The organism is Nocardiopsis dassonvillei, assembly GCF_964273065.1.
GTDB classification, from domain to species: Bacteria; Actinomycetota; Actinomycetes; order Streptosporangiales; family Streptosporangiaceae; genus Nocardiopsis; species Nocardiopsis dassonvillei_B.
Genome location: NZ_OZ186815.1, coordinates 266917 through 288161 on the forward strand (window position 1 = coordinate 266917; position 21245 = coordinate 288161).

Sequence of the window (21245 nt, forward strand, 5' to 3'; positions counted from 1 at the left end):
TAACCGTCGATTGACGTTAAAGGATGTCCGTTCGAGCCTGGAAGCATGGCAAGGATCCCCGCACCGGTGCTGGTGCTGTGCAGTGTGGTGAGCGTGCAGTTCGGCCAGGCCCTGGGCAAGGGCCTGTTCGACCAGGTCGGTCCGGGCGGCGTGGTCGCTCTGAGGCTGAGCCTGGCGGCCGCGGTGCTCCTCGTGGCGGTGCGCCCGCCGCCGCCGCGGGGCCGTGGGGAAGCCTGCCTGGTTCTGGGGCTGGGCACCGCGATCGCCGGGATGAACCTGGTCTATCCGGCACTGGTGTACGTGCCGCTGGGCCTTGCGGCCTCGTTGCAGCTGCTGGGGCCGATCACGCTCGCGCTGCTGTCGTCGAAGCGGCTCCGGGACCTGGGCTTCGCCGCCGTCGCGGGTCTGGGACTGTGGCTCTTCCACCGCCCGGGCGATGCGGAGTACGCATGGGCCGGAGTGCTGTTGGCGTCGGCTTCGGGGGTGTCGATGGCCGCCTACCTGCTGCTGAGCAGGCGGGCCGGGGCCGGCGCCGCCACGGCGGCCCCGCTGGCGTGGGCCCTGGTCTGGGCCGCGGCACTGACGGTACCCGTCGGCGTGGCCGAGTCCGGGGCGGGTCTGCTCGCCCCGACGGTGCTCCTCGGGGGACTGGCCGTGGCGGTGTCGGCCTCCGTGCTGCCCTACTCCCTGGAGTTCGCCGCGCTGCGGCGCCTTCCGCCCCGCACGGTCGGGGTGATGCAGAGCCTCGAACCCGCGGCCGCCGGAGCGGCCGGGGCACTTCTCCTGGCCGAGTATCCGAGCCCGTTCCAGTGGCTGGCCCTGGCCTGCGTCGGGGCCGCCAGCGCGGGGATCGTGGCCTGCGGGGACTCCCGGACCGGGCGCCGCCCGGGTGCGGACGGACCGGCCGTACCCCGGGGAGGGGGCGGTGAACACCGCCCCGGCGGCGGCCCGGCGCACGGCGTGTGAGGCTCCCGCCGGGGGCCACAAGGACGCACCGAACGGCCGTCGGAGCGCGTTCGACGATCAGCCCGTGGAGGCCTTCGCGGACCCGGATCCACCGAAGACCTCGCCGAGGAACGCACGGGCGTGTTCGGGGGCTCCCACTTCCAGGTGCACGCTCTCGTGGTCGAAGACCAGCGAGAACGAGAAGAACGGGCAGCAGCGCTGCTCGGCGGCGGCCAGCCCGGCCACCTCGGCGGCCCGGTCGGCGGGCAGGCTGACGCGCAGCCCCGCGGAGACCTCCTCGCGTTCGGCGCCGCGCAGTACGGCCTTCCACCGGCCGAGCCGCTCGGCCGTGTCCCGGGCCCCCAGCGAGCAGGCCACCGGCCGGACATCCCCGCCCGGCCGGACCGGCGGCGGCCCGACGGGCTCCGGCCGGTGTCCCGCCGGATCGGGGAGGCCGCACCGGGGACCGCAGCGCTCCGACCGGTCGGGCAGCGCGTCCAGGTGCTCCAGCGTCCCGCGCAGCACCGCGGTGAACGCGGCCAGCTCCCCGGCGCGGGCGCGGGCGGCGGCGATGCGTTCGGCGATGCGGGGGCGCAGGGACGCCTTCACCTCGGAGCAGGCGCCGTCCTGCCACACCCCCAGCAGTCCGGCGATCTCCTCCAGGCCGAGGCCGAGCCGCTTGCCCGCGGCGATGAACGCCAGCCGCTCCACCGCCTCCGGCCCGTAGAGCCGGTGGCCGGACGCGGAACGGTCGGCGGGCAGCAGCCCGCGTGCCCCGTAGAAGCGCAGTGTGGTGGCCGGGACGCCGGAGCGTGCGGCCAGCTGGGATATCCGCATGGTCTCCACGCCTTCGACGGTAGACCTTCGACCCGGCTCGAAGGTCAAGTCCGCCGCCGGGCCGCGTTCCACGGGGCGGGCAGGGCGCCGGGCGGTCCACCGCGGCCCCGGTGGCGCTCGCCGCGGTCCCCGCGGCCGGACCGGGACCGCCCGCCGGGCACCGGCTGCCGACGGCCCCGGTCCGGCTCAGGCCAGGCCCAGCTCCTCGACCACCCGGGCCACCCGCTCCCGCCCGGCGGCGGGCAGTCCCAGGACAGGGCGGGGCAGGCAGTGCGGTGCGACCAGCCCCAGGTGCTCGGCGACCGCGGCGATCACCCGCAGGCTGCCGTGGGCGGCGAACAGGTCCCACAGCGGCCGCAGCCGCTCCGACTCCGCGGCCGCCCTCCCGGCGTCCCCGCCCAGCGCGGCACGGGCCAGCGGCAGGGCGGTAGCGGGCAGGGTCCCGGCCACCGCCGAGAACCAGGCGCCGCAGCCGGCGCCGATCCCGGTCGCGGCGGCGGCGTCGCCGGAGACCCCGACGACCACGTGGTCGGGGACGGACGCGCGGATCGCCGCCACGCGTTCGCGGGCGGCCGCCGGGTCCGCGGGCACCGGCGGGATCTTGATCGCGGCCACGCCGGGCAGCGCCGCCACACGTCCGTACAGCTCCGTCGAGAAGGTGAAGTGCGTCGTGCCCGGGTTGTCGTAGACGACCAGGGGCACCGACAGCTCGGCGGTCACGTCCTCGTAGAGCGAGAACACCTCCTCCTCCGTCAGCGCCTGGTAGCCCACCGGCGCCAGCAGCACGGCGGACGCGCCGGCCTGCTGGGCGTCCTGTGCCAGGGCCCGCACCTGCGAGGTGCGCGGCGCGCCGATGCCCACGAGCACCGGTGTGCCGTCCGCGTGCCGCACCGCCGCCTCGGCCACCCGGCGGCGCTCGTCGCGGTCCAGGTAGGCGTAGGAGCCGGTCGATCCCAGCGCGCCGACGGAGTCGACGCCGGCCCGGACCAGGCGGGTGATCAGCTCCGCGTAGGCCCGCTCGTCGAAGCGGTCCTCGTGCAGCGGGGTCAGGGGGAAGGCGCTCAGGCCGGTGAACATGGTCTCTCCGTGGGTCGTCAGGTGTTCCGGGCGAGGACGGCGGCCAGGTCGGCGGCGAAGGACCCGGCGTGTTCGGGCCCGATGACGGCGGTGGTGATGCGGACGGCGGGCCGGTGCGTCAGGGTGAACGGCGATCCGGGGCGCACGGACCACCCGAGGCCGGCCAGGCCCGCGACCGCGGCCGCCTCGGGGACGTCGGCCAGCGGTACCCACACGTTGACCCCGTCGGGTCCCCGCAGCCAGGGGACCCCCCGGGCGTCCAGCTCGCCGGTCAGTAGCCCGCGCCGGTACGCGTACACGTCCGAGGCCCGCTCCAGCAGTGCGGGGGTGGCGGGGGAGGTGAGCATCCCGGCGACCAGGCGCTGCAACAGGTGGCTGACCCGGGCCGCCGCCAGGCGGGCCCGCAGCCGGGCCGCCGTGTCGGGGTCGCACACCACCATCGCCAGGCGCAGGTCCGGGCCCAGGAACTTCGACACCGAGCGCACCAGCGCCCACCGCGGCGCCCCGGCGGGGGTGATGCGCCGGTAGGGGGTGCGGGCCAGGGCGGAGAAGTGGTCGTCCTCGATCACCAGCACCTCCGGGTGCGCCGACAGGAGGGCGCGGAGCTCCCGTGCCCGCCGCGCGCTCAGGCTCGCCCCGGTCGGGTTGTGCGCGCGGGGGGTGCACACCACCGCCCGCGCCCCGGCCTCCAGGGCCGCGCGCAGCCCATCGGTGGTCATGCCGTGGGCGTCCACCGGCACCGGCAGGCAGCGGTATCCGTTGTTGCGGAACGTGCCGATGCCGGACAGGAACCCCGGGTCCTCGACCGCGATCGGGTCCCCGCGCGTCAGGTGCGCGCCCAGTACGCGCTCGACCGCGTCCACGGCGCCGTGGGTGATCACGAGCGTGCCACCGGGGCCGGCGTCCGGGAGCAGGTGCTCCCCGGCCCAGCGGCCCAGCTCCTCGTCGGTGCCGGGCGCGCCGTACAGCACGGGCGCGCGGCCCTCCAGGGCGGGCAGCGGCGGCAGCAGCGCCGGGTCGGGGTTGCCGTCGGCGAGGTCGACCGTGTCCTCGGGCGCCCGTGCGCCCTCGGCGGCCACGGGCACGATCCCGCGCACCACCGTGCCGCCGCCGCGTCGGGTCTCGACCACGCCCGCCGCGGCCAGTGCGGTGTAGGCGGCGCCGGCGGTGTTGCGGTTCACCCCCAGCCGGGCGGCCAGCGCACGGACCGGGGGCAGGGCGTCGCCCGCGCACAGGTCCCCGCGTGCGACCAGGTCGCGCACGGAGTCGGCGATCGCGGCCGCGGAGTCCCCGGAGATGGTCGGTTCGGGCATGCCCCCACCCTATGGCCTGATGTCCTAGGACAAAAAACGGGGGTGGTCCACGCCTGCGCCGCGTGGTGGTGGAGCGCGGTCGGCCGGGGGAGGCGGTCCGCGCTCGCGGGTCCCGTGCGGAGGAGGCGCGCGCCGGGGATCCGGTGCGGCCGGAATCCGCGGGGGGCGGGGGCGCCTGTCCGGTGGAGGTGAATTCCTCGCGCCCGTACAGGAGGAAATCGGATGTGTCGGATGAACGAAACCTGTACGCCCCACAGGAGGTTTTCTGGGGTGGGGGAAAGCGGTCGGAGAACGGCGTTCCGAGAACCGGCGGGGAAAAGCAGAACGACGGGGCCCGCCCCCGTAGGGTGGACCCCGTCGCAGAGGGGAGCTCGCACTCCCCCGGATCAGGCTAGATCAGGGTGATGTTCTCCGCCTGGGGGCCCTTGGCCCCGGCAACGGCGTCGTACTGCACGGCCTGGCCTTCGGCCAGCTCACGGTAGCCCGTGGACTGGATGTTCGAGTAGTGGGCGAAGGCGTCGGGGCCGCCGCCGTCCTGCTGGATGAAGCCGAAGCCCTTTTCGCCGTTGAACCACTTGACAGTACCGGTGGCCATGGTGGCACCTCTCGCTCGGAGTTCGAAGAAAACCGCGGGTGACGATTTCCCCGTCACTGCGGTGATCTCCCGGGGAGGTGAAAATTCCACGGGGCCACTACTGCAACTTCTCAGAGCCTAGCACACGAAAATTCTGTTCTCCCGGTAATTCGATGTGTCACATGGCACCGGAAATCGTGGTATCGAAAAGGGAATGCCGTGTGGGCCGCGGGCGTGTCGCGCCGCCGGCCGCCGTCGCGACACGCGGACCCCGTCGGCCGGAGGGCGGGGCTGCCGGGGCCGCTGCGTCCAGGATGATCTCCCCGGGCCCGTCGCCGCCGGGGATGGGCGGGGGCGGGGCGGCGAACCCCGGCGGCCCCGCGATGGCCGGTCCGACACGTGCCGTGCGCACGTGCGCGTTCCCCTCCTCGCCCCCTCGCGGGTCAGACGAACTCGACGTCGTGCTCGCGGGCCACCGAGAGCAGGGCGGGGATCAGCTCGTCGGGCTCCTCGGCCACGGCCGCCACGATCGCCCGGAACAGGCGTCCGGCCCTGTCGCCCGTGGCGAAGCCGAGGACGCGCGTCCCGGGGGCCTCGGCCGCGAAGGTGTGCGGGACGTCCTCGGGGAGCGTGAGCGAGGCGCCGGGAGTCAGTCGGAACGTCCGCCCGTCGGCCTCCACGCTCATCTCCCCCTCCAGCAGGTAGAACGTCTTGGCCCACGGGGTGCGGCGCGGCGGCATCGGCGGGCCCTGGCGCAGGGCGACCTCGAACAGCTCGTAGGCGCCGCCGGTGTGCTCGGCTCCGGCCTTCTCGGCGTGGATTCCGTCGACGGTGTCCATGAGGAGGCCGCCGCCGGGTTCGGTGAAGTGGATGCGTGCGGACATGTCGCTGCTCCGATCGGGAGGCATCCGGATATTCAGCTTCTCTGACCAATTTAGACAGAGAGGCTGACCATCGTCAATGCCCCGCCGCTTCCGGAGGCGCCGCGGGGCGCGTCCGGAACCGGGCGGTCGCCAGGAGAGCCGGGGGCCGCCTCCGGCCGGGTGCGTCCATGCCGCCTGTAGGCGCCTTCGCACCGGAGCGGCGCCCATGCGGGCGGTGCGGCGGTCGGCGCGGGGAGGGGCGGACGCCCGGGTGGCGGACGGGCCGGTCCGGCCGCCGGACGTCCCGCCCGGGGTCTGCTCATGCAGCGTCGGCGGTACGGCGTGTCCTGCGTCCGCAGACCGGGCAGGGCACCGGGACGGCGTCCCGGCCGTCGGGGGTGAGGCGGATGACGGTGCGGTAGCGGGGTGAGGCCTTGTCCCCGTTGCAGTGCTCGTTGCCGCACTTGGGCGCGGTGAACAGGGCGTCGACGTCGGGCGCGCCGAGCCACCTGTGGAGGATGTCGCCTCCGCGCGCGGCGGGCGGGTGGACGACCTCGTCGGGTTCGGTCCGGCAGGGGCCGCCGCACACGGCGCAGGCGCCGCCGGGGACGTTGCGGACGCCCGGATGGTCCGGGCAGGTGCGCACGGCCCTGCCCCGGGAGTCGAGGGTGAAGGCGGGGCGGCGGGCGAAGGCGTCCCCCTCGGGGGCCGGCCGGGGCCGATCCCGGATGAGGACCCCGCTGTTCCAGGCGCGGACGGCCTCGGGGGAGTCCAGCCGGGCGCGGAGCGCGGCGTAGGGCCGCGCGGTGTCCTGCCAGCCGGACAGGGCGGCGGCGAGTTCGTCCGAGGCCACCCCCGCGGAGCGCAGGTCGGCCAGCCGCGCGGCGAGGACGCGCCGGTCGCGGTGGGGGCGGGTCAGGGCCGCGTCCGGGATGAGCCGGAGCAGGTCCAGCGCCCACCCCGGCGGCGAGGGCGGCGCCGGGTGCGACGGTCCCCGGTACGGCGGTGCCGGGGGAGGGGCGTCGGCGGGACCGTCCGCCGCCCCGACGGCCGGCGGCGCGGCGCCCGGCGGCTCGGCCGCGTCGGGCGCGGTGCGCGGCCGCGGGACCACCGCCCCTGTGGTGACCCGCCCGCGGACGGGATCCGGAGAGGGGTCGTTGGGGCGGGGGTCGTTGGGAGAGGGGTCTGTCGGTCGATCCGACACCCCGCGGCCGGTCACTTCGACCGGCCGCGGGGCACCGGACCGGCCGGTCGCGGGCAGGTCGGGCCGGTTGTCCGGGGTCAGCGGCTCCTCGCCCAGCAGGGCGCGCGCCTCGTTGACCCGCTCCAGGAAGTCGGCGGGAAAGGCGGCGGCCGGGATGAGCAGCTCCAGGACGTCGGGCAGGGCGTCCGCCCGGCGCCGACCGGCGGCCAGGTCCTGCGCGAAGAACTCCCGCACCTGCTCGCGGGGGAGTTTGCGGACCACACCCGCCCGGACGAGGTCGGCGATGGCCCGCCGGGCGGTGGTGAGGCTGAGAGTGCCGCCCGAGCGCTCGACCAGGGTGGCCTGGCGCATGAAGCACCAGCGGCCGTCGCGGTCGGTGGCCCGGGCGATGAGGACGGCCGCCAGACAGGAGCGCAGACTCGGCAGGAGCCCCTTGTCGATGACCTCCGTGACCCAGACGAGGGGGGAGAAGCCGCGCAGGCGCAGGGAGCCTTCGGGGCGTTTGCGCGGGACGGGGGAGGGCTTCGGGGCCTGATTTTGGGCAGCCGTAATCTGGGGACTAGGATTCATCACTAGCCGCCTTCCTGGTTTGGCAGGACGGTTGGTCAGGGGCCGTCTCGGTGTTGGCGCACCGAACGGCTCCGATTTTTGTGACACGGGTGTCACTGAGGGGAACTGGGAAGAAGCTTAGTGCCACGGGGGCGGTGGCGGGGCCGAACGGCGGAAAACCTGTTCGAACCCCGCCCGGGGGCGGGGCCTCACAGCCTCCGGTACATGATGTGCAGCCCCACGAACCCCAGCTCCGGATGGTTGAACCCCTCCGGCAGCGTGCCTACGACCTCGAACCCCAGCGACCGGTACAGTCCCACCGCCCGCTCGTTGGCCTCCACCACGGCGTTGAACTGCATCGCCCGGAAGCCCGCGGCGCGCGCCCACTCCAGCGAGTACTCGCACAGGGCCCGCCCCGCCCCCCGGCCGGCGTGCGCCGGGTCGACCATGTAGCTGGCGCTCGCGATGTGCGAGGCGTTGCCCCCGTGGTTCCGGTTCATCTTCGCGGTGCCCAGGACGGTGCCGTCGCCGTCCACCGCCACCACCGTCCGGTCCGGCTCGGGGAGCAGCCACATGTCGCGCGCCTGTGCCTCGCCCAGGTCCGGGGGATAGGTGAAGGTGTCGCCGGCGGCGACGATGCGGTGGAGGAAGGGCCAGATGGAGGCCCAGTCGGCGGGGTCTGCGGCGCGGATGTGCATGGCCCCCAGTCTGTGGCCGGGGCAGGGCTCCGACAAGCGGTTTCGTGTCGGGGCCTCCTCTCCGGACACGGTATGAATCTACGTCGTAAAGGTGGAGGGCCGAGTGAAATGACAGCCAAGAGAAAAAGAGAGGGGTGCGGCTGCGCCGCACACCCCCTTCCACTCCGCCCTCCCCGCTCGCCCGGCGTGTCCCCCGCGGCCCCGGGCCGGAGGGTGCGGTCCCGGCGCAGCACAGCACGGGCGGGGCCCGACCCTCAGCCGTCCACGCAGTCCGTGTGCGTCGTGTCGTACCGGTCGCCCCACCGGGTCGGGGAGCCCAGGCCGGCGACCCCGCCCGCCGGCGGTACCGCCCCCGTGGCGCCGGTGCCCTCCTCCGCCCGGGAGGTGCGGCGGGCCGCCGGGGAGGCCCCGCCGGTACCCCCCGGAGCCTCCGGGCCCCGGCCCCTCAGGCCAGGAGCCGGCCCCGGAGCCGGACGAGGTCTTCCTCGGCGGCCCCCCGCCTCCAGGAGACAGGCCCACGCGTCCAGGTCCTTCAGGACGTCGAGGACACTGCCGCGCAGCGTCAGGCCGCGGTCGGCCGACAGAGCCTCGACCACCGGGCCCTGGTCCTCCCGTCCCATCGCGGCGAAGAGGGGGACGAGTGCGGCGGTGGAGAGCGCGTAGTGCTCGGCTATCGCTTCGGCCCCGACCCCTGCCAGGGAGAGCAGCAGCAGGGTGACCAGACCTGTGCGGTCGCGCCCGGCCCCGCAGTGGAACAGGACGCCGCCGGGCCCGGAGCGTGCCAGGGCGGTGACCACCGCGGCGCACCGTTCGGCCCTGTGGGCGAGGAAGGGCCGGAAGTAGAGCGGGCTCCCGTTCGGCTGCCCGCGGTCGACGTCCTTCCAGAACCCGACGTCCTCGACATGGTCCAGGGGCACCTCCAGGCGTCGCACGCCCGACGGGAGGGGCGTCCGGGCCGGTGCCGCGGCGAACGCGCCGGACCCGACCCGGCGCGCGGGGCCCCCGCCCGGAGCCGGCCGGATCCCGTCCGGGTCGCGCAGGTCCACGACGGTGCGCACGCCGGCGCCGTAGGCGGCCTGCCACCCCCGGGCGGTGACGAAACGCAGGTCGGCGGACCTGAAGAAGGCCCCGCGGCGGGTGGTCCGGCCGCAGCGGGCGGGGAGGCCGCCGAGGTCGCGGGTGTTGAAGAACCCTTCCCAGGTGATCCTTCCGCCGTCGCTCATGAACGCCAGGGATACCTCCCCCCGCGGAGGGAGGAAAGGTCCTCGGCCCCTTTCCGGGCGCCCCGGTGTGTCCGCGCGGCCGCCCCTAGTCCGCCGGAGCCCCCAGGGCCCGCAGGAGGTAGGGGAGCAGTCTTCGCGCCATGTCCAGTCCCGGCCGGGAGTCCGGAGTGTGCGGCACCAGGAAGGTGTGGGTGACCATGGGGCCGATCACGAGCTCGCCCACCACCACCGGGTCCTCCACCGGCGGGATCTCTCCCCGTTCGGCGGCGCGGGCCACGATGGCGGCCACCCGGTCCTGGAGCGGTGCCACGTACTCGCCGAGCAGGACGTCGGCGAGGGCCCGGTTGTGCGCGGCCTCGCCCAGGATGGCGCGGAGCAGTTGGCCGGAGGGCCCGTCCAGGGCGGTGGCCTTGTCGTGGAGCAGCGCGGCCAGGTCCGAGCGCAGGCCTCCGGTGTCGCGGTCGGGTCCCAGCTCCTCGGCCCACACGCCGGCGGCCTCGACGACCAGGTGCTCCTTGGAGCGCCAGCGGCGGTACAGGGTGGCGGTGGAGACCCCGGCCCGGCGGGCGACGGCGGCGGTGGTCAGCCCGCCGTATCCGTGCAGGCGGAGTTCGTGGAGGGTGGCGTCCATCAGCGCGCGGTCCCGGGCGGCGTCCCGCGGCCTTCCGCGGCGGGGCGTCGTCTCGGGCAGATGGTCGGTGGTCATGGGAGCATCCTACGGTCCTGGCCAAAACGAAAAGGTTTCGTTTAGTATCCGGTCATGACGAACGACACCCCCGGCACCCCCGCCGTCCGCCAGGCCACCGTCCAGACCGCCGCCCCCGCCCCCATCGACGGTGACGCGGCCGCACAGATCGCCGAGCTGGTGCGCGGCCTGCGTGCCGCCTTCGCCTCCGGGCGGACCAAGCCGATCGGCTGGCGCCGCGCCCAGCTGCGGGGGCTGCGCTCCCTCCTGGTGGAGGAGCGCCCCGCCCTGGAGAAGGCGCTCGGGGCCGACCTGGGCAAGAGCCCGGTGGAGGCGCACACCACCGAGATCGGCTTCGTGATCAACGAGATCGACCACACCCTCAAGCACCTGGCGTCGTGGCTGCGTCCCCGCCGGGTCCCGGTGCCGGTGGCGTTGGCGCCGGCCAAGGCCCGTACGGTCCGCGAGCCCCTGGGCACGGTACTGGTGATCAGTCCGTGGAACTACCCGGTGAACCTGGCGCTGGCCCCGATGGTGGGCGCGCTGGCGGCGGGCAACGCGGTGGTGCTCAAGCCCAGTGAGCTGTCCCCGGCGACCTCGTCGCTGCTGGCCGAGCTGCTCCCCCGGTACCTGGACCGGGAGGCGGTGGCGGTGGTCGAGGGCGGCGTGCCGGAGAGCACGGCGCTGCTGGAGCAGCACTTCGACCACATCTTCTACACCGGCAACGCGCAGGTGGCGCGGATCATCATGGCGGCCGCGGTCAAGCACCTGACCCCGGTCACGCTGGAGCTGGGCGGCAAGAGCCCGGCGATCGTGGAGCCGGGGGTGGACCTGGCCACGACGGCGCGGCGGCTGGCGTGGGGCAAGTTCACCAACGCGGGGCAGACGTGTGTGGCGCCGGACTACGTGCTGGCGGTGGGTGACACCGCCGAGGAGCTGCAGCGGGAGCTGGCGGCGGCGATCACGGAGATGTTCGGGCGGGACCCCAGGGCCAGTGCGGACTACGGGCGCATCGTGAACGAGCGGCACTTCGACCGGCTGGTCGCGCTGCTGGACAGCGGGACGGTGGTGGCGGGCGGCCGCCACGACCGTGAGGACCTGTACATCGCGCCGACGGTGCTGGGGGGTGTCACGGCGGACACCCCGATCATGGCGGAGGAGGTCTTCGGGCCGATCCTGCCGGTGGTGCGGGTGGCGGACCTGGACGAGGCGATCGCGTTCGTGAACGGGCGGGACAAGCCCCTGGCCCTGTACGCGTTCACGGCGTCCGAGGCGACCAAGCGGCGTCTGACGACGGAGACGTCCTCGGGCGGGTTGGCGTTCGGCCTGCCCATCGCGCACCTGGCGGTGCCGGACCTGCCGTTCGGCGGTGTGGGTGAGAGCGGTATGGGCGCGTACCACTCGACGGCGTCGATCGACACGTTCTCGCACACCAAGTCGGTGCTGGACAAGTCGCTGGTGCTGGACACGATGCGGCTGGCCTACGCGCCGATCACCGACCTGAAGGAGAAGATGCTGCGGCGGATGCTGTAGCCCTAGCGTGCGTCGGTGATGGCGACGCCGGGCTCCAGGTCGTCTCCGGCCAGTTCGGAGACGGTGACGAAGTGGTAGCCGTCCTCGGCGAGTCCGTCGAGGATGCCGGGGACGGCGTCGACGGTGCTCTCGTGGATGTCGTGGAAGAGGACGACGCTGCCCCGGCCGGCCTGGTCGAGGGTGACGTCGGTGACGGCTCCGGCGTCGCGGCTCTGCCAGTCGAGGGTGTCCACGTCCCAGAGCACGATGGGTCTGCCGATGGCCTCGCGGGCGGTGTCGTCGAGTGATCCGTAGGGCGGGCGCATGGTGGTGGGCTCGTCGCCGGTGATGTCCTCGATGGCCCTGTCGGTGCGTTCGAGGTCGTCCTCGATGTCGGCTCCGGAGAGGGTGGCCAGGTCGTCGTGCTTCCAGGAGTGGTTGCCGATCTCGTGGCCCTCGTCGGCCATGCGCTTCACGGTGTCGGGGAAGGCGCCGACGTTGGAGCCGAGGAGGTAGAAGGTGGCCTTGGCGTCGTGGTCGGCGAGGGCGTCCAGGACTTCGTCGGTGTGGCGGCCGGGGCCGTCGTCGAAGGTGAGGGCGACGCACTTGTCCTTGGCGCAGTCGGTTCTCTGGATGCTCTTGCCCTGGGCGTCGAGCGCGGTGTCGGCGGTGGCGGGCGCGGCCGGGGTGAGGAGGGCGGCGAGAGCGAGTCCGCCGGTGGCGAGGAGGGCGAGCCTGGGTTTCGGAAGGGTAACGTTCACGCTGGAGAATGTATGCGAGCTCGTGACCTGGGCAAAGGGAAAAGCCCACGAAGTGACGAACCGCTCTTCAGGCGCTTAGGGGAATGGAATGCGTGAACCCCCGCGGTTGCGGGGGTTCGTGCATTCGGGCCCGTCAGCTCACGCGGGCGTCGGTGTAGACGTCGCCCGGGGACAGTTCCTCCAGGCCGAACAGGTCGGTGACGGTCACGAAGTGGTACCCCTGCCGGTGCAGGCCCTCCAGTACCTCGGGTACGGCGTCCACCGTGCTGGGGTGGATGTCGTGGAAGAGGACGACGCTGCCCGGCACGGTGTGCTCCAGTGCGTGTCCTGCGACCTTGGCGGTGTCGCGGCTGCGCCAGTCCATGGTGTCGACGTCCCACAGGATCAGCGGCTGGTCCACGGCCTTGCGGACGGTTCCGTTGAGGGAGCCGTAGGGCGGGCGGATGGTCAGCGGGTCCGAGCCGGTGACCTCGCGTACGGCCTCGTTGGTGCGCCGGATGTCGTCGGCGACCCCGGCTTCGGACTTGCCCGCCAGGTCGTCGTGCTTCCAGGAGTGGTTGCCCATCTCGTGGCCCTCGGCGTGGGTGCGCTCGACCACCTCGGGAAACTCGCTCACCAGCGAGCCCAGGACGTAGAAGGTGGCGCGGGCGTCGTATTCGGCGAGCATGTCGAGCAGCCGCTCGGTCTCCTCGCCGGGTCCGTCGTCGAAGGTCAGGGCGACGCACTTGAGCCGGGAGCAGTCCAGGGTGCCGCCCTCGGCGGACAGTTCGCCGTCCAGCGGGAAGTCGGGCTCGCCCGCCAGGGCGGCCTCCCGGGCGTGGTAGCCCAGTTCCGAGAGCAGGTCCTCGGCGTCCTCGGGTTCCACCGGGAGCAGGACCTCGGCGACACGGCCGGCTCCGGGCACGTCCGCGGGTTCCATGCGCACCGCGAGTCCGCCTGCGGTGCTGAAGGCGAGGTCGGCCAGGGGCGACCCCTCCCAGAGTTCGGCGGCGCGCAGTGCCTGTTCCGGGTCGGACAGGTCCAGCGTTCCGGCCTCCCCGGGTGAGGGGGAGGGGTCGGCCGCCGCGGCCTCGGACCCCTCCTCCTGCCGGGCGGCGCGCATGGCGACTTCGCCGACCAGACCGGGCAGCTGCTCGGTCGGCATGTCGTAGCCGTCCTCGAGGGCCTCGGCGACGGCCAGGTGGGCGCTCTCGATGGCGGCCTCGTCGCGGAAGAGCGAGGTCCAGGGCAGGACGGCCTCGGTGTCGGTGTCGTACCACAGGGTGCGGGCGCGGAAGGTCTCGTTGACGCCGGCCTTGGTGGTCTCGGTGATGCGGACGCCGATGACGCGCGGTGAGGCGGCCAGTACGGTCGCGTCCTGCTGGAGTTCCGGTGCGCCGCTTTCGGGCAGGTCCTCCAGGAATGCGGTCTGGCGTTGCGCCATGGAGGTGTGGATCTCCGCGGTGAGCGGGTGGTCCTGGCCCAGGACGGGGTAGCGGTACGCGACGGTGCCGGTGTCGGTGGCCACCGAACGGGTTCCGACCTGCATTGACGGCCATGTTTCGAGTGGTATGCGTACCGCCTCGACGTAGGGCAGGGCCTGGTCCGCGGCGTGGCAGCCCGGTACCAGGAGCAGGCTCAGGGCGGCGGTGACGGCGAGTTTTCGGCGTACTGAGTTGTCAGGCACGAGGGGACCATATCGGGGGAGGGTGGGGAGAGCAGAATCGGAACGCGCCCGATTGAATACTTTCTGTCATGTTTTTTGGGTAATGCGGAAGCTCGAACCTGCGGCCGGAGACGGGCGTCCCACCCTCTAACGTGGTACCCGCTCCCGCACCCGAGTCGAAAGGGATCCATGAGCTACGGTCCAGGCCCCGGACAGCCGTTCAACGACGGCACCGGGGGATACGTCCCCCCGCCGCCGGGAGGCTCCGGCGGCTATCCCCCGCCCGGTGGCCCCGGTGGGTACCCTCCGCCCCCCGGCGGTCCCGGCGGTTATCCGCCGCCGGGGGGCCCGGGCGGCTACCCGCCGCCCTCGGGCGGATACGGCGGCGGCCCCCAGGAGCCGCCCTTCAGCATGGGCGCCGCCATCGGCGCGATCATCGCCAACGCGCTGGGCCTGTGCTTCTGCTGGGCGTTCGCCCTCGTCGGCCTGGTTCTGGGCATCATCGGCGCGGCCACGGCCACCAGCAGCCCCAAGACCGCCAAGACGTGCACCATCATCTCCTGGGTGATGTTCGGTGTGGGCCTGGTGGTGGGGGTCGTCTACATCGTGATGTACGGCGCCTGGTACCTGACGGCGCTGGGCAGCGGGTACTGACCCGTACCGGTGGGCTCGGCCCGCCACGGGGGGCGCGCGGCCCGGCCGCGCGCCCCCCGTCGTCGTGGGACCGCTCAGGCCAGGGTGCGGGCCACCGCGGCGACGATCTCGCGCACCCGGGCCAGCACGGGGGCGTGCTCGTCCACGGAGCCGGTGCGGGGCAGGTGCACGTGTCCCGCCGGGGCCGAGGAGCCGGCCCGGTCGCGCAGCAGGGTGTTGCGGTAGGCGATCTCGTTGGACAGGTAGTCGCCGCCTCCTCCGCTGCGGGCAGCCGAGCCCGGGGTGGGCCCGTCGGGCCGGACGACCGGTTCGGTGGCGCCCGCGGGGATCTCGGTGACCTCGGTGTTGACCACGACCGGTCCGTCGACGCTGTCGGCGATCTCCTGCAGGGGCAGGGTGGATCGGGTCCATTCGGGGGCGTCCTCGGGCAGGGCGCGGCCGGTGCGGGCCACCCCCAGGTTGTCGGTGCCGCCGCCGCGCCAGACCCCGTTCCACACCTCCAGGTCGAACCGGTCGGGGCGGCCGCGGCTGAGGGTGAGGACGGCGTCGGCCTGGCCGTGGACGCGGCCCAGGGCCTGTTCCACGAGTCCGGCGTCGAAGTCGGCCCAGCGGACGGGGAAGACGGCGGTGCGGACGACGGCTGTGCGTCCCGCCACGGGGAAGGTCCACCCGTTCAGGTCCAGGGCGGCGGCGCCGGAGGGGTTGGCGCAGGCGGGGTCCCGATCCAGGTGGAAGGGGTCGAAGCCGGTGACGGCGATGCGCAGGAGGTGTTCTCCGGGGGGGAAGTGCAGCTCGGTGATGCCGCGGGAGGCGGTCTCCAGCAGGTGCAGGAGCGCGGTGCGGTCCCGGTCGGTGAGGTCGAAGGGGGGGCGCCAGGTGCGCAGGCGGGCGGCGAGCAGCAGGCGGGCCCAGTACAGGGGGCGGTCGTCGACGGTTCCGACGTCGGTGCGGGCGGCCTCGGTCCACAGCCGCGAGGCGTGGGCGGTGACGGCCTGGCGGGCCGCCTCGGGGTCGGCGGCGTCGTTGAGGTCGGCGGTGAAGAGGGGTACGGCGGCTCCGAACCCGGAGCGTTCGAGGATCCGGCGGGGGACGTCGAGGCGGGCGCGGTCCTCTTCGGGGGTGGTGTCGTGGTGCACGGGATCGCTGTCTGTAGGGGAGGCGGCCGATGGGGCCGCCGGGGGGACGGGCGCTCGAGTCTAACGTCGGGCGGGGGCGGGCCGGGGGAGGGGGAGCGGGTGCGGCGTGAAACCTGGACGGTGGGGCTGGACCGGCGGGCCCGGACTTGGCAGGGTGTTGAGTGTCCTGCCCCCTCTCGACGAAGAGAGTCGCACATGCACACTTCTGCTCTGCCCGACACCGAGTACCTCGCCGAGCGCGCCAGGGAGGCTCTGGCCCGGTGCGGTGTCGACCGGCTGCGCGAGCCGGTCGGCGCGGCCGGGACGGCTCGGACCCCGGTGACCGGAGGCGTGCTGTTCCCGGTGGAGTCGGACACGGCTGCCTCCGCGGAGCGGGCGGTGGGGGCCGCGCACGCGGCGTTCCCGGCGTGGCGGGACACCCCGGCGCCGGTGCGGGGGGCGCTGGTGCGCCGTCTGGGCGAGCTGCTGCGCGAGCACAAGGGCGACCTGGCCGAGCTGGTGACGATCGAGGCGGGCAAGATCCGCTCCGAGGCACTGGGCGAGGTGCAGGAGATGATCGATGTGTGCGAGTTCGCGGTGGGGCTGTCGCGGCAGCTGTACGGGCGGACGATGCCTTCGGAGCGGCCCGGGCACCGGTTGATGGAGACCTGGCACCCGCTGGGCGTGGTGGGGGTGATCACGGCGTTCAACTTCCCGGTGGCGGTCTGGTCGTGGAACACGTGCATCGCGCTGGTGTGCGGTGACACGGTGGTGTGGAAGCCCTCGGAGCTGACGCCGCTGACGGCGCTGGCGTGCCATGCGCTGCTGATGCGGGCGGTGCGCGAGTGCGGGGCGCCGGAGGACGTGCACCGGGTGGTGCTGGGCGACCGTGCGGTGGGCGAGGCGCTGGTGGACGACGCGCGGGTGGCGCTCGTGTCGGCGACGGGGTCGACGGCCATGGGCCGTGCGGTGGCGCCGCGGGTGGCCGCGCGGATGGGCCGGTACCTGCTGGAGCTGGGCGGCAACAACGCGGCCGTGGTGGCGCCCTCGGCGGACCTGGACCTGGTGGTGCGGGGGAGCGTGTTCGCGGCGGCGGGCACGGCGGGGCAGCGGTGCACGTCGCTGCGCCGCCTGATCGTGCACGAGGACGTGGTGGAGGAGGTCGCGGAGAGGATCGCGGCCGCCTACCGGCAGCTGCAGGACCGCGTCGGGGACCCGTCCGAGGAGGGGACGCTGGTGGGCCCGCTCATCGGTGAGCGGGGGTATGCGGCGATGCGCGACGCGCTGGCGCGGGCGGAGGCCGACGGGGGCCGGGTGCTGGTGGGCGGCTCGCGGCGGTTGGAGGAGGACGCCAAGGACGCCTACTACGTGGACCCGGCGGTGGTGCGGATGCCGGGGCAGACGGAGGTGGTGCGGGAGGAGACGTTCGCCCCGATCCTGTACGTGCTGACGTATCGGACGCTGGAGGAGGCGGTGGAGCTGCACAACGGGGTCCCGCAGGGGCTGTCGTCGGCGATCTTCACGCGGGACCAGCAGGAGGCGGAGCGGTTCCTGTCGTCGGCGGGGTCGGACTGCGGGATCGTGAACGTGAACATCGGTACGTCGGGCGCGGAGATCGGCGGGGCGTTCGGTGGGGAGAAGGACACCGGCGGGGGCCGTGAGTCGGGGTCGGATTCGTGGAAGGCGTACATGCGGCGGGCGACCAACACGGTGAACTTCGGCGGTGAGCTGCCGCTGGCGCAGGGGGTCCGCTTCCTGTGAGGCGGTGCGGGGCGGGCCCGGCGGGCCCGCCCCGCCCGGGGTGCCCCACGCCCGCAAAAAAGTTTGCACGCAATCTTGTTGTGGGCAATCGAAGGCTGTTACGGTGTGAGCGCACCCGGGGACAGGACGGAGGGGGAGACCGTGGCCGAGACCGAGGACGATCCGCTCGCCCTGGACAACCAGCTGTGCTTCTCCCTGTACGCCGCCTCCCGCGCCCTGACCGGGCTCTACCGGGAGCTGCTGGGCGGCCTGGGCCTGACCTACCCCCAGTACCTGGTCATGCTCGCGCTGTGGGAGCACGGAACCCTCAGCGTCAAGGGGCTCAGCCGGGTCCTGCACCTGGACTCGGGCACCCTGTCGCCGCTGCTGCGCCGGCTGGAGGGGGCGGGGATGATCACCCGCACCCGCAGCGCCGCGGACGAGCGCGTCGTCGAGATCGGCCTGACCGGCCGCGGCCGCGCCCTGCGGGAGCAGGCCCTGGACATCCCCGAGCAGCTGGTCTGCGCCGCCGAGGTGCCCACCGAGGGGGTGCGCGAGCTGATCGGCGTGCTGAACGGGGTCACCCGCTCCGTGGAGCGCGCGGCGGCCCGCCGCGCCTGCGGCACGCGGGGGTAGGACCGGCGCCCGGGGACGACACACACCGAGACGGGCTCCGCGGGGAGCCCGAAGGAGAGGAATCCATGGCATACGAGGTCATGTACACCGCCCAGGCCACCGTCACCGGCGAGGGCCGCAAGGGTCACGGCACGACCGCCGACGGCCGCCTGGACGTCGACCTGTCCGTGCCCAAGGGCATGGGCGGCGACGACGGCCCCGGCACCAACCCCGAGCAGCTCTTCGCGGTCGGCTACGCGGCGTGCTTCCACGGCGCCCTGAAGGCCGTGGCCCGCAAGGACAAGACGAGCGTGGACGGGTCCTCCATCGAGGCCCACGTCAGCCTGGGCAAGTCCGAGGAGGGTCTGGACCTGGAGGTGGAGCTGGACGTGACCATCCCGGGTGTGGACCAGGCCAAGGCCGAGGAGCTGGTCGAGGCCGCCCACCAGATGTGCCCGTACTCCCGCGCGACCCGCGGCAACATCGAGGTGAAGCTGTCGGCCAAGGCCGTCTGAGGCCGCACCGCGGTGAGGGGGCGTCCCGGTGGGGCGCCCCCTTCGCGCGTTCGGCCCCGCAGGCCCGACGTGTCCGCCTCAGGCGCCCGTGGGACGCGGAGGGGGCCCGGGGTCCTACGACCCCGGGCCCCCTCACCTCACCCTCAGGCGGCGGTGTCCAGCAGCAGCAGCCGGTCCAGGATGTCCTGGAGGGTGACCAGACCGATGGTCTCGCCGTCCTCCTCCACCAGGGACAGGTGGCTGCGGCTCTCGCGCATGATGCTCATCGCAGCGTACATCGGTGTGTCCGCGGACAGCGTCAGTACCGGGCGCATCAGGTCCGCGGCGGTCGTCCCCGCCGGGCTCGTCAGCGCCTCGCGCACGTGCAGCACGCCCACCGGGACCCCTCCGTCCATGACCACCAGACGCAGGTGCGAGGAATCGCGCGAGACCCGCTTGATCTCCTCCACACCGTCGTCGGGCCCCACCGAGGCGATCTCCCCGCTGGGGGTGACGATCTCGCTCAGCGGACGGGAGTTGACCTCCAGCGCCGTGGCCAGCTGGTCGCGGCGCTCGGGGTCCAGCGCACCGGCCTTGGCCGAGTGCTCCACCAGTTCCCGGACGTCCTCGGGGTTGTGGCCCGAGTGCATCTCGTCCACGGCCTCGACCCCGAACCGGTGCAGGCACCAGTTGGCCATCCCGTTCAGGGCCAGCAGCAGCGGGCGGGTGAACCACATGAACGCCCGCATCGGGATCGCCAGCATGATCGCCGACTTCTCCGGGTGGGAGATCGCCCACGACTTGGGGGCCATCTCGCCCACGACCAGGTGCAGGAACGTCACCACGATCAGGGAGAGGACGAACGACACCGCGTACCCCACCGCGCCGGGCAGGCCGCCGAACAGCGGCTCCAGCAGGTGGTGCACAGCGGGCTTGGAGATCGCGCCCAGCGCCAGCGCGCACAGCGTGATCCCCAGCTGGGACCCGGCCAGCAGCAGCGACAGGTCCCGGGCGCTCTTGACGGCGGCCCGTGCCGAGGCGCTGGACTTGGCGGCCTCCTCCAACCGGTAGCGGCGGGCCGCGACCAGCGCGAACTCGATCGCGACGAAGAACGCGCTCAACGCGATGATGACGGCGGTCAGCGCGAGCGCCACCCAGATGTTCATGTCGCTCATGCGCGCACCTCCGCGGCCTGGTCGGAGCCGGCCTCCTGCAGACGGACCTCCACCGTGTGCGGCACGTGCCGCTGGACGGAGGACACCCGCAGGGACAGCACCATGTCGGGGTCCTCGTCCTGGGCGCTGACCGGACGCGGCAGCGCCAGCACGATGGTGTCGCCCACCTCCGGCAGCCGGTGCAGCTCGTGGATGACCAGGCCGCCCAGCGTCTCGTAGTCGCCCTCGGGCAGGTCGTGCTCGATCAGCCGCTCGACCTCGTCGATGTGCAGACCGCCCGGGACCAGGTAGGAGCCCTCGGCGTCCAGGTGGGCCGGAGCCTCCTCGTCCGGTGTGTGCTCGTCGGCGATCTCGCCGACCAGCTCCTCGGCCAGGTCCTCGGTGGTGATCACACCGGCCAGGCCGCCGTACTCGTCCACCACGCAGGCGAACTCCTCGTTCGCCTCGCGCAGCTGGTCGAGCACGCCCGGCAGCGGCAGCGACGCCGGGACCATGACGGTGGGCCGGGCGATCTCGCTGACCTTGACGTGCTCCAGGTCGCGGTCGCCCAGGGCCAGTACGTCGCGCAGGCAGATGACGCCCACGATGTCGTCGACGCCGTCGCCCAGGACCGGGAAGCGGGAGTGGTCGGAGGCCATGAGCTCCACGACCCGGCTGACCGGGTCGCCCTCCTCCACCGTGGTCACCTCCGGGCGCGGGATCATCGCGTGCCCGGCGGTGCTCTCGTGGAAGTCCAGGGTGCGGTCCAGCAGGGTGGACAGCTCCGCGGGCAGGTCACCGCTCTCCTTGGACTCGGCGATGATGCTCTCCAGGTCGCGCGGGGTCGCCGCGTGCTGGACGTCCTCCACCGGTTCGATCCGGACCAGCTTCAGGAGCAGGATCGCCGCCTGGTCGAACAGCCAGATGACCGGGCCGAAGATCCTGAGGTAGATCCCCGTGGACAGTGCCAGGGCGCGCGCCACCGGCTCGGGCCGGGCGATGGCCAGGTTCTTGGGGAAGAGCTCGCCGAAGACCATCTGGACGACGGTCGAGAACAGCAGGGCCAGCACGGTGCCGAGGGCGACGCCGATGCCCGTGGGCACCCCGACGCCGCCGAGGAGTTCGCCGACGCCCTCACCGATCAGCGGCTCGGCGACGTAGCCGACGAGCAGTGCGGTGACCGTGATGCCCAGCTGGGCACCGGAGAGCATGAACGAGGTGCGGTTGGTGATGGCCAGCGCCCGCTTGGCGCCGGCGTCACCCGCCGAGGCCCGCGCCCGCAGACGGGAGCGGTCCACGGCCATGTAGCCGAATTCCTGGGCGACGAAGTATCCCGTCGCCACGGTGATCAGGAAGACCACCAGGATCCCCAGGCCGATACTGAGAACGGTGCTCATCATCGGGCACGCACCGCCTGGGTGGTGTTCCCGGCGCGACCGGGAACGGCTCTACGAGGGTGCGTGCCCCCGGAAGAAGGAGGCTCGTCGGTTTCGGGTGCGCAGCATCCCGTGGGGATGCTGCCGGTACTTCGGGACGGGTCCACTTTTCCTCTCTCTGCGCTGCTGCGCTCAGGATGAATGCCGTGTG

20 protein-coding genes are annotated in these 21245 nt (G+C 73.6%); 6 read left to right on the plus strand and 14 right to left on the minus strand.

The genetic code is table 11. The annotated features are described in order from the left end of the window. Positions 1–45 precede the first annotated feature (45 nt). Complete coding sequence (locus tag ACSUPR_RS01250) at positions 46–966, plus strand: EamA family transporter (protein ID WP_436888760.1); 921 nt, start codon at positions 46–48, stop codon at positions 964–966. Between the two features lie 57 nt (positions 967–1023). Here the strand turns inward: ACSUPR_RS01250 and ACSUPR_RS01255 are convergent, their stop codons facing one another. From ACSUPR_RS01255 to ACSUPR_RS01295, 9 genes are all read right to left on the minus strand, one after another. After that, positions 1024–1782: a MerR family transcriptional regulator gene (locus ACSUPR_RS01255; RefSeq protein ID WP_436892191.1), complete on the minus strand. Its 759-nt coding sequence runs from the start codon at positions 1780–1782 to the stop codon at positions 1024–1026. A 186-nt stretch (positions 1783–1968) separates the two neighbouring features. Next, on the minus strand, positions 1969–2859 hold the full coding sequence (locus tag ACSUPR_RS01260) for a dihydrodipicolinate synthase family protein (protein WP_436888762.1): 891 nt from the start codon (positions 2857–2859) through the stop codon (positions 1969–1971). Positions 2860–2876: 17 nt separating this feature from the next. After that, positions 2877–4172, minus strand: coding sequence for an aminotransferase class I/II-fold pyridoxal phosphate-dependent enzyme (locus tag ACSUPR_RS01265; protein WP_436888764.1), 1296 nt, complete (start codon positions 4170–4172; stop codon positions 2877–2879). A 391-nt stretch (positions 4173–4563) separates the two neighbouring features. Beyond that, positions 4564–4767 (minus strand): cold-shock protein, encoded by a 204-nt coding sequence (locus ACSUPR_RS01270; RefSeq protein ID WP_436888765.1) that lies wholly within the window; start codon positions 4765–4767, stop codon positions 4564–4566. Positions 4768–5189: 422 nt separating this feature from the next. Further along, positions 5190–5630, minus strand: a complete 441-nt coding sequence (locus tag ACSUPR_RS01275) for a cupin domain-containing protein (RefSeq protein WP_436888767.1) — start codon at positions 5628–5630, stop codon at positions 5190–5192. 298 nt (positions 5631–5928) lie between these two features. Next, positions 5929–7383: a hypothetical protein gene (locus tag ACSUPR_RS01280; RefSeq protein ID WP_436888769.1), complete on the minus strand. Its 1455-nt coding sequence runs from the start codon at positions 7381–7383 to the stop codon at positions 5929–5931. Between the two features lie 188 nt (positions 7384–7571). After that, positions 7572–8060 carry an N-acetyltransferase family protein gene (locus ACSUPR_RS01285; RefSeq protein WP_436888771.1) on the minus strand — a complete coding sequence of 163 codons (489 nt, stop codon included), beginning with the start codon at positions 8058–8060 and terminating at the stop codon, positions 7572–7574. Positions 8061–8314: 254 nt separating this feature from the next. After that, complete coding sequence (locus ACSUPR_RS01290; protein WP_436888773.1) at positions 8315–9283, minus strand: tyrosine-protein phosphatase; 969 nt, start codon at positions 9281–9283, stop codon at positions 8315–8317. A gap of 85 nt (positions 9284–9368) precedes the next feature. After that, on the minus strand, positions 9369–9989 hold the full coding sequence (locus ACSUPR_RS01295; RefSeq protein WP_436888775.1) for a TetR/AcrR family transcriptional regulator: 621 nt from the start codon (positions 9987–9989) through the stop codon (positions 9369–9371). 54 nt (positions 9990–10043) lie between these two features. On the opposite strand from ACSUPR_RS01295, the gene ACSUPR_RS01300 reads away from it, so the two are divergent. After that, on the plus strand, positions 10044–11501 hold the full coding sequence (locus ACSUPR_RS01300; RefSeq protein WP_436888776.1) for an aldehyde dehydrogenase family protein: 1458 nt from the start codon (positions 10044–10046) through the stop codon (positions 11499–11501). A gap of 2 nt (positions 11502–11503) precedes the next feature. On the opposite strand, the gene ACSUPR_RS01305 is transcribed toward ACSUPR_RS01300, so the two are convergent. Together ACSUPR_RS01305 and ACSUPR_RS01310 are read right to left on the minus strand one after the other, a co-directional pair. Next, entirely contained in the window at positions 11504–12241 is a 738-nt protein-coding gene (locus ACSUPR_RS01305) for a polysaccharide deacetylase family protein (RefSeq protein WP_436888778.1), read from the minus strand. Between the two features lie 133 nt (positions 12242–12374). Next, a complete protein-coding gene (locus ACSUPR_RS01310) occupies positions 12375–13907 on the minus strand; it encodes a polysaccharide deacetylase family protein (protein ID WP_436888779.1) in 1533 nt (510 codons plus the stop codon). A gap of 390 nt (positions 13908–14297) precedes the next feature. On the opposite strand from ACSUPR_RS01310, the gene ACSUPR_RS01315 reads away from it, so the two are divergent. Beyond that, on the plus strand, positions 14298–14540 hold the full coding sequence (locus ACSUPR_RS01315) for a hypothetical protein (RefSeq protein WP_436888781.1): 243 nt from the start codon (positions 14298–14300) through the stop codon (positions 14538–14540). A 74-nt stretch (positions 14541–14614) separates the two neighbouring features. Here ACSUPR_RS01315 and ACSUPR_RS01320 read toward each other — a convergent pair whose 3' ends face one another. Beyond that, entirely contained in the window at positions 14615–15676 is a 1062-nt protein-coding gene (locus ACSUPR_RS01320) for a pyroglutamyl peptidase (protein ID WP_436888783.1), read from the minus strand. A gap of 195 nt (positions 15677–15871) precedes the next feature. Here ACSUPR_RS01320 and amaB point away from each other — a divergent pair, with 195 nt between their 5' ends. The 3 genes from amaB (at position 15872) to ACSUPR_RS01335 (ending at position 18525) form a co-directional block, all read left to right on the plus strand. After that, a complete protein-coding gene (gene amaB / locus ACSUPR_RS01325; RefSeq protein ID WP_436888785.1) occupies positions 15872–17416 on the plus strand; it encodes an L-piperidine-6-carboxylate dehydrogenase in 1545 nt (514 codons plus the stop codon). A 141-nt stretch (positions 17417–17557) separates the two neighbouring features. Then, positions 17558–18031, plus strand: coding sequence for a MarR family winged helix-turn-helix transcriptional regulator (locus ACSUPR_RS01330; protein WP_436888787.1), 474 nt, complete (start codon positions 17558–17560; stop codon positions 18029–18031). A gap of 65 nt (positions 18032–18096) precedes the next feature. Next, positions 18097–18525 carry an organic hydroperoxide resistance protein gene (locus ACSUPR_RS01335; RefSeq protein WP_436888789.1) on the plus strand — a complete coding sequence of 143 codons (429 nt, stop codon included), beginning with the start codon at positions 18097–18099 and terminating at the stop codon, positions 18523–18525. 143 nt (positions 18526–18668) lie between these two features. On the opposite strand, the gene ACSUPR_RS01340 is transcribed toward ACSUPR_RS01335, so the two are convergent. Both ACSUPR_RS01340 and ACSUPR_RS01345 read right to left on the minus strand, forming a co-directional pair. Then, positions 18669–19679 (minus strand): hemolysin family protein, encoded by a 1011-nt coding sequence (locus ACSUPR_RS01340; RefSeq protein ID WP_436888791.1) that lies wholly within the window; start codon positions 19677–19679, stop codon positions 18669–18671. Then, positions 19676–21058, minus strand: a complete 1383-nt coding sequence (locus tag ACSUPR_RS01345; RefSeq protein WP_436888793.1) for a hemolysin family protein — start codon at positions 21056–21058, stop codon at positions 19676–19678. Before ACSUPR_RS01345 ends, ACSUPR_RS01340 begins: the two co-directional genes overlap by 4 nt. Between the last annotated feature and the right edge of the window lie 187 nt (positions 21059–21245).

What these genes read in the sequence shown, in the direction of transcription:
- ACSUPR_RS01265 (WP_436888764.1), bottom strand. Translation starts at nt 4,172, where the DNA reads ATGCCCGAACCGACCATCTCCGGGGACTCCGCGGCCGCGATCGCCGAC.
- ACSUPR_RS01280 (WP_436888769.1), bottom strand. Translation starts at nt 7,383, where the DNA reads ATGAATCCTAGTCCCCAGATTACGGCTGCCCAAAATCAGGCCCCGAAG.
- ACSUPR_RS01315 (WP_436888781.1), top strand. Translation starts at nt 14,298, where the DNA reads ATGGGCGCCGCCATCGGCGCGATCATCGCCAACGCGCTGGGCCTGTGC.
- ACSUPR_RS01300 (WP_436888776.1), top strand. Translation starts at nt 10,044, where the DNA reads ATGACGAACGACACCCCCGGCACCCCCGCCGTCCGCCAGGCCACCGTC.
- ACSUPR_RS01295 (WP_436888775.1), bottom strand. Translation starts at nt 9,989, where the DNA reads ATGACCACCGACCATCTGCCCGAGACGACGCCCCGCCGCGGAAGGCCG.
- ACSUPR_RS01255 (WP_436892191.1), bottom strand. Translation starts at nt 1,782, where the DNA reads ATGCGGATATCCCAGCTGGCCGCACGCTCCGGCGTCCCGGCCACCACA.
- ACSUPR_RS01250 (WP_436888760.1), top strand. Translation starts at nt 46, where the DNA reads ATGGCAAGGATCCCCGCACCGGTGCTGGTGCTGTGCAGTGTGGTGAGC.
- ACSUPR_RS01275 (WP_436888767.1), bottom strand. Translation starts at nt 5,630, where the DNA reads ATGTCCGCACGCATCCACTTCACCGAACCCGGCGGCGGCCTCCTCATG.
- ACSUPR_RS01290 (WP_436888773.1), bottom strand. Translation starts at nt 9,283, where the DNA reads ATGAGCGACGGCGGAAGGATCACCTGGGAAGGGTTCTTCAACACCCGC.
- ACSUPR_RS01260 (WP_436888762.1), bottom strand. Translation starts at nt 2,859, where the DNA reads ATGTTCACCGGCCTGAGCGCCTTCCCCCTGACCCCGCTGCACGAGGAC.
- ACSUPR_RS01340 (WP_436888791.1), bottom strand. Translation starts at nt 19,679, where the DNA reads ATGAGCGACATGAACATCTGGGTGGCGCTCGCGCTGACCGCCGTCATC.
- ACSUPR_RS01345 (WP_436888793.1), bottom strand. Translation starts at nt 21,058, where the DNA reads ATGATGAGCACCGTTCTCAGTATCGGCCTGGGGATCCTGGTGGTCTTC.
- amaB (WP_436888785.1), top strand. Translation starts at nt 15,872, where the DNA reads ATGCACACTTCTGCTCTGCCCGACACCGAGTACCTCGCCGAGCGCGCC.
- ACSUPR_RS01335 (WP_436888789.1), top strand. Translation starts at nt 18,097, where the DNA reads ATGGCATACGAGGTCATGTACACCGCCCAGGCCACCGTCACCGGCGAG.
- ACSUPR_RS01270 (WP_436888765.1), bottom strand. Translation starts at nt 4,767, where the DNA reads ATGGCCACCGGTACTGTCAAGTGGTTCAACGGCGAAAAGGGCTTCGGC.
- ACSUPR_RS01285 (WP_436888771.1), bottom strand. Translation starts at nt 8,060, where the DNA reads ATGCACATCCGCGCCGCAGACCCCGCCGACTGGGCCTCCATCTGGCCC.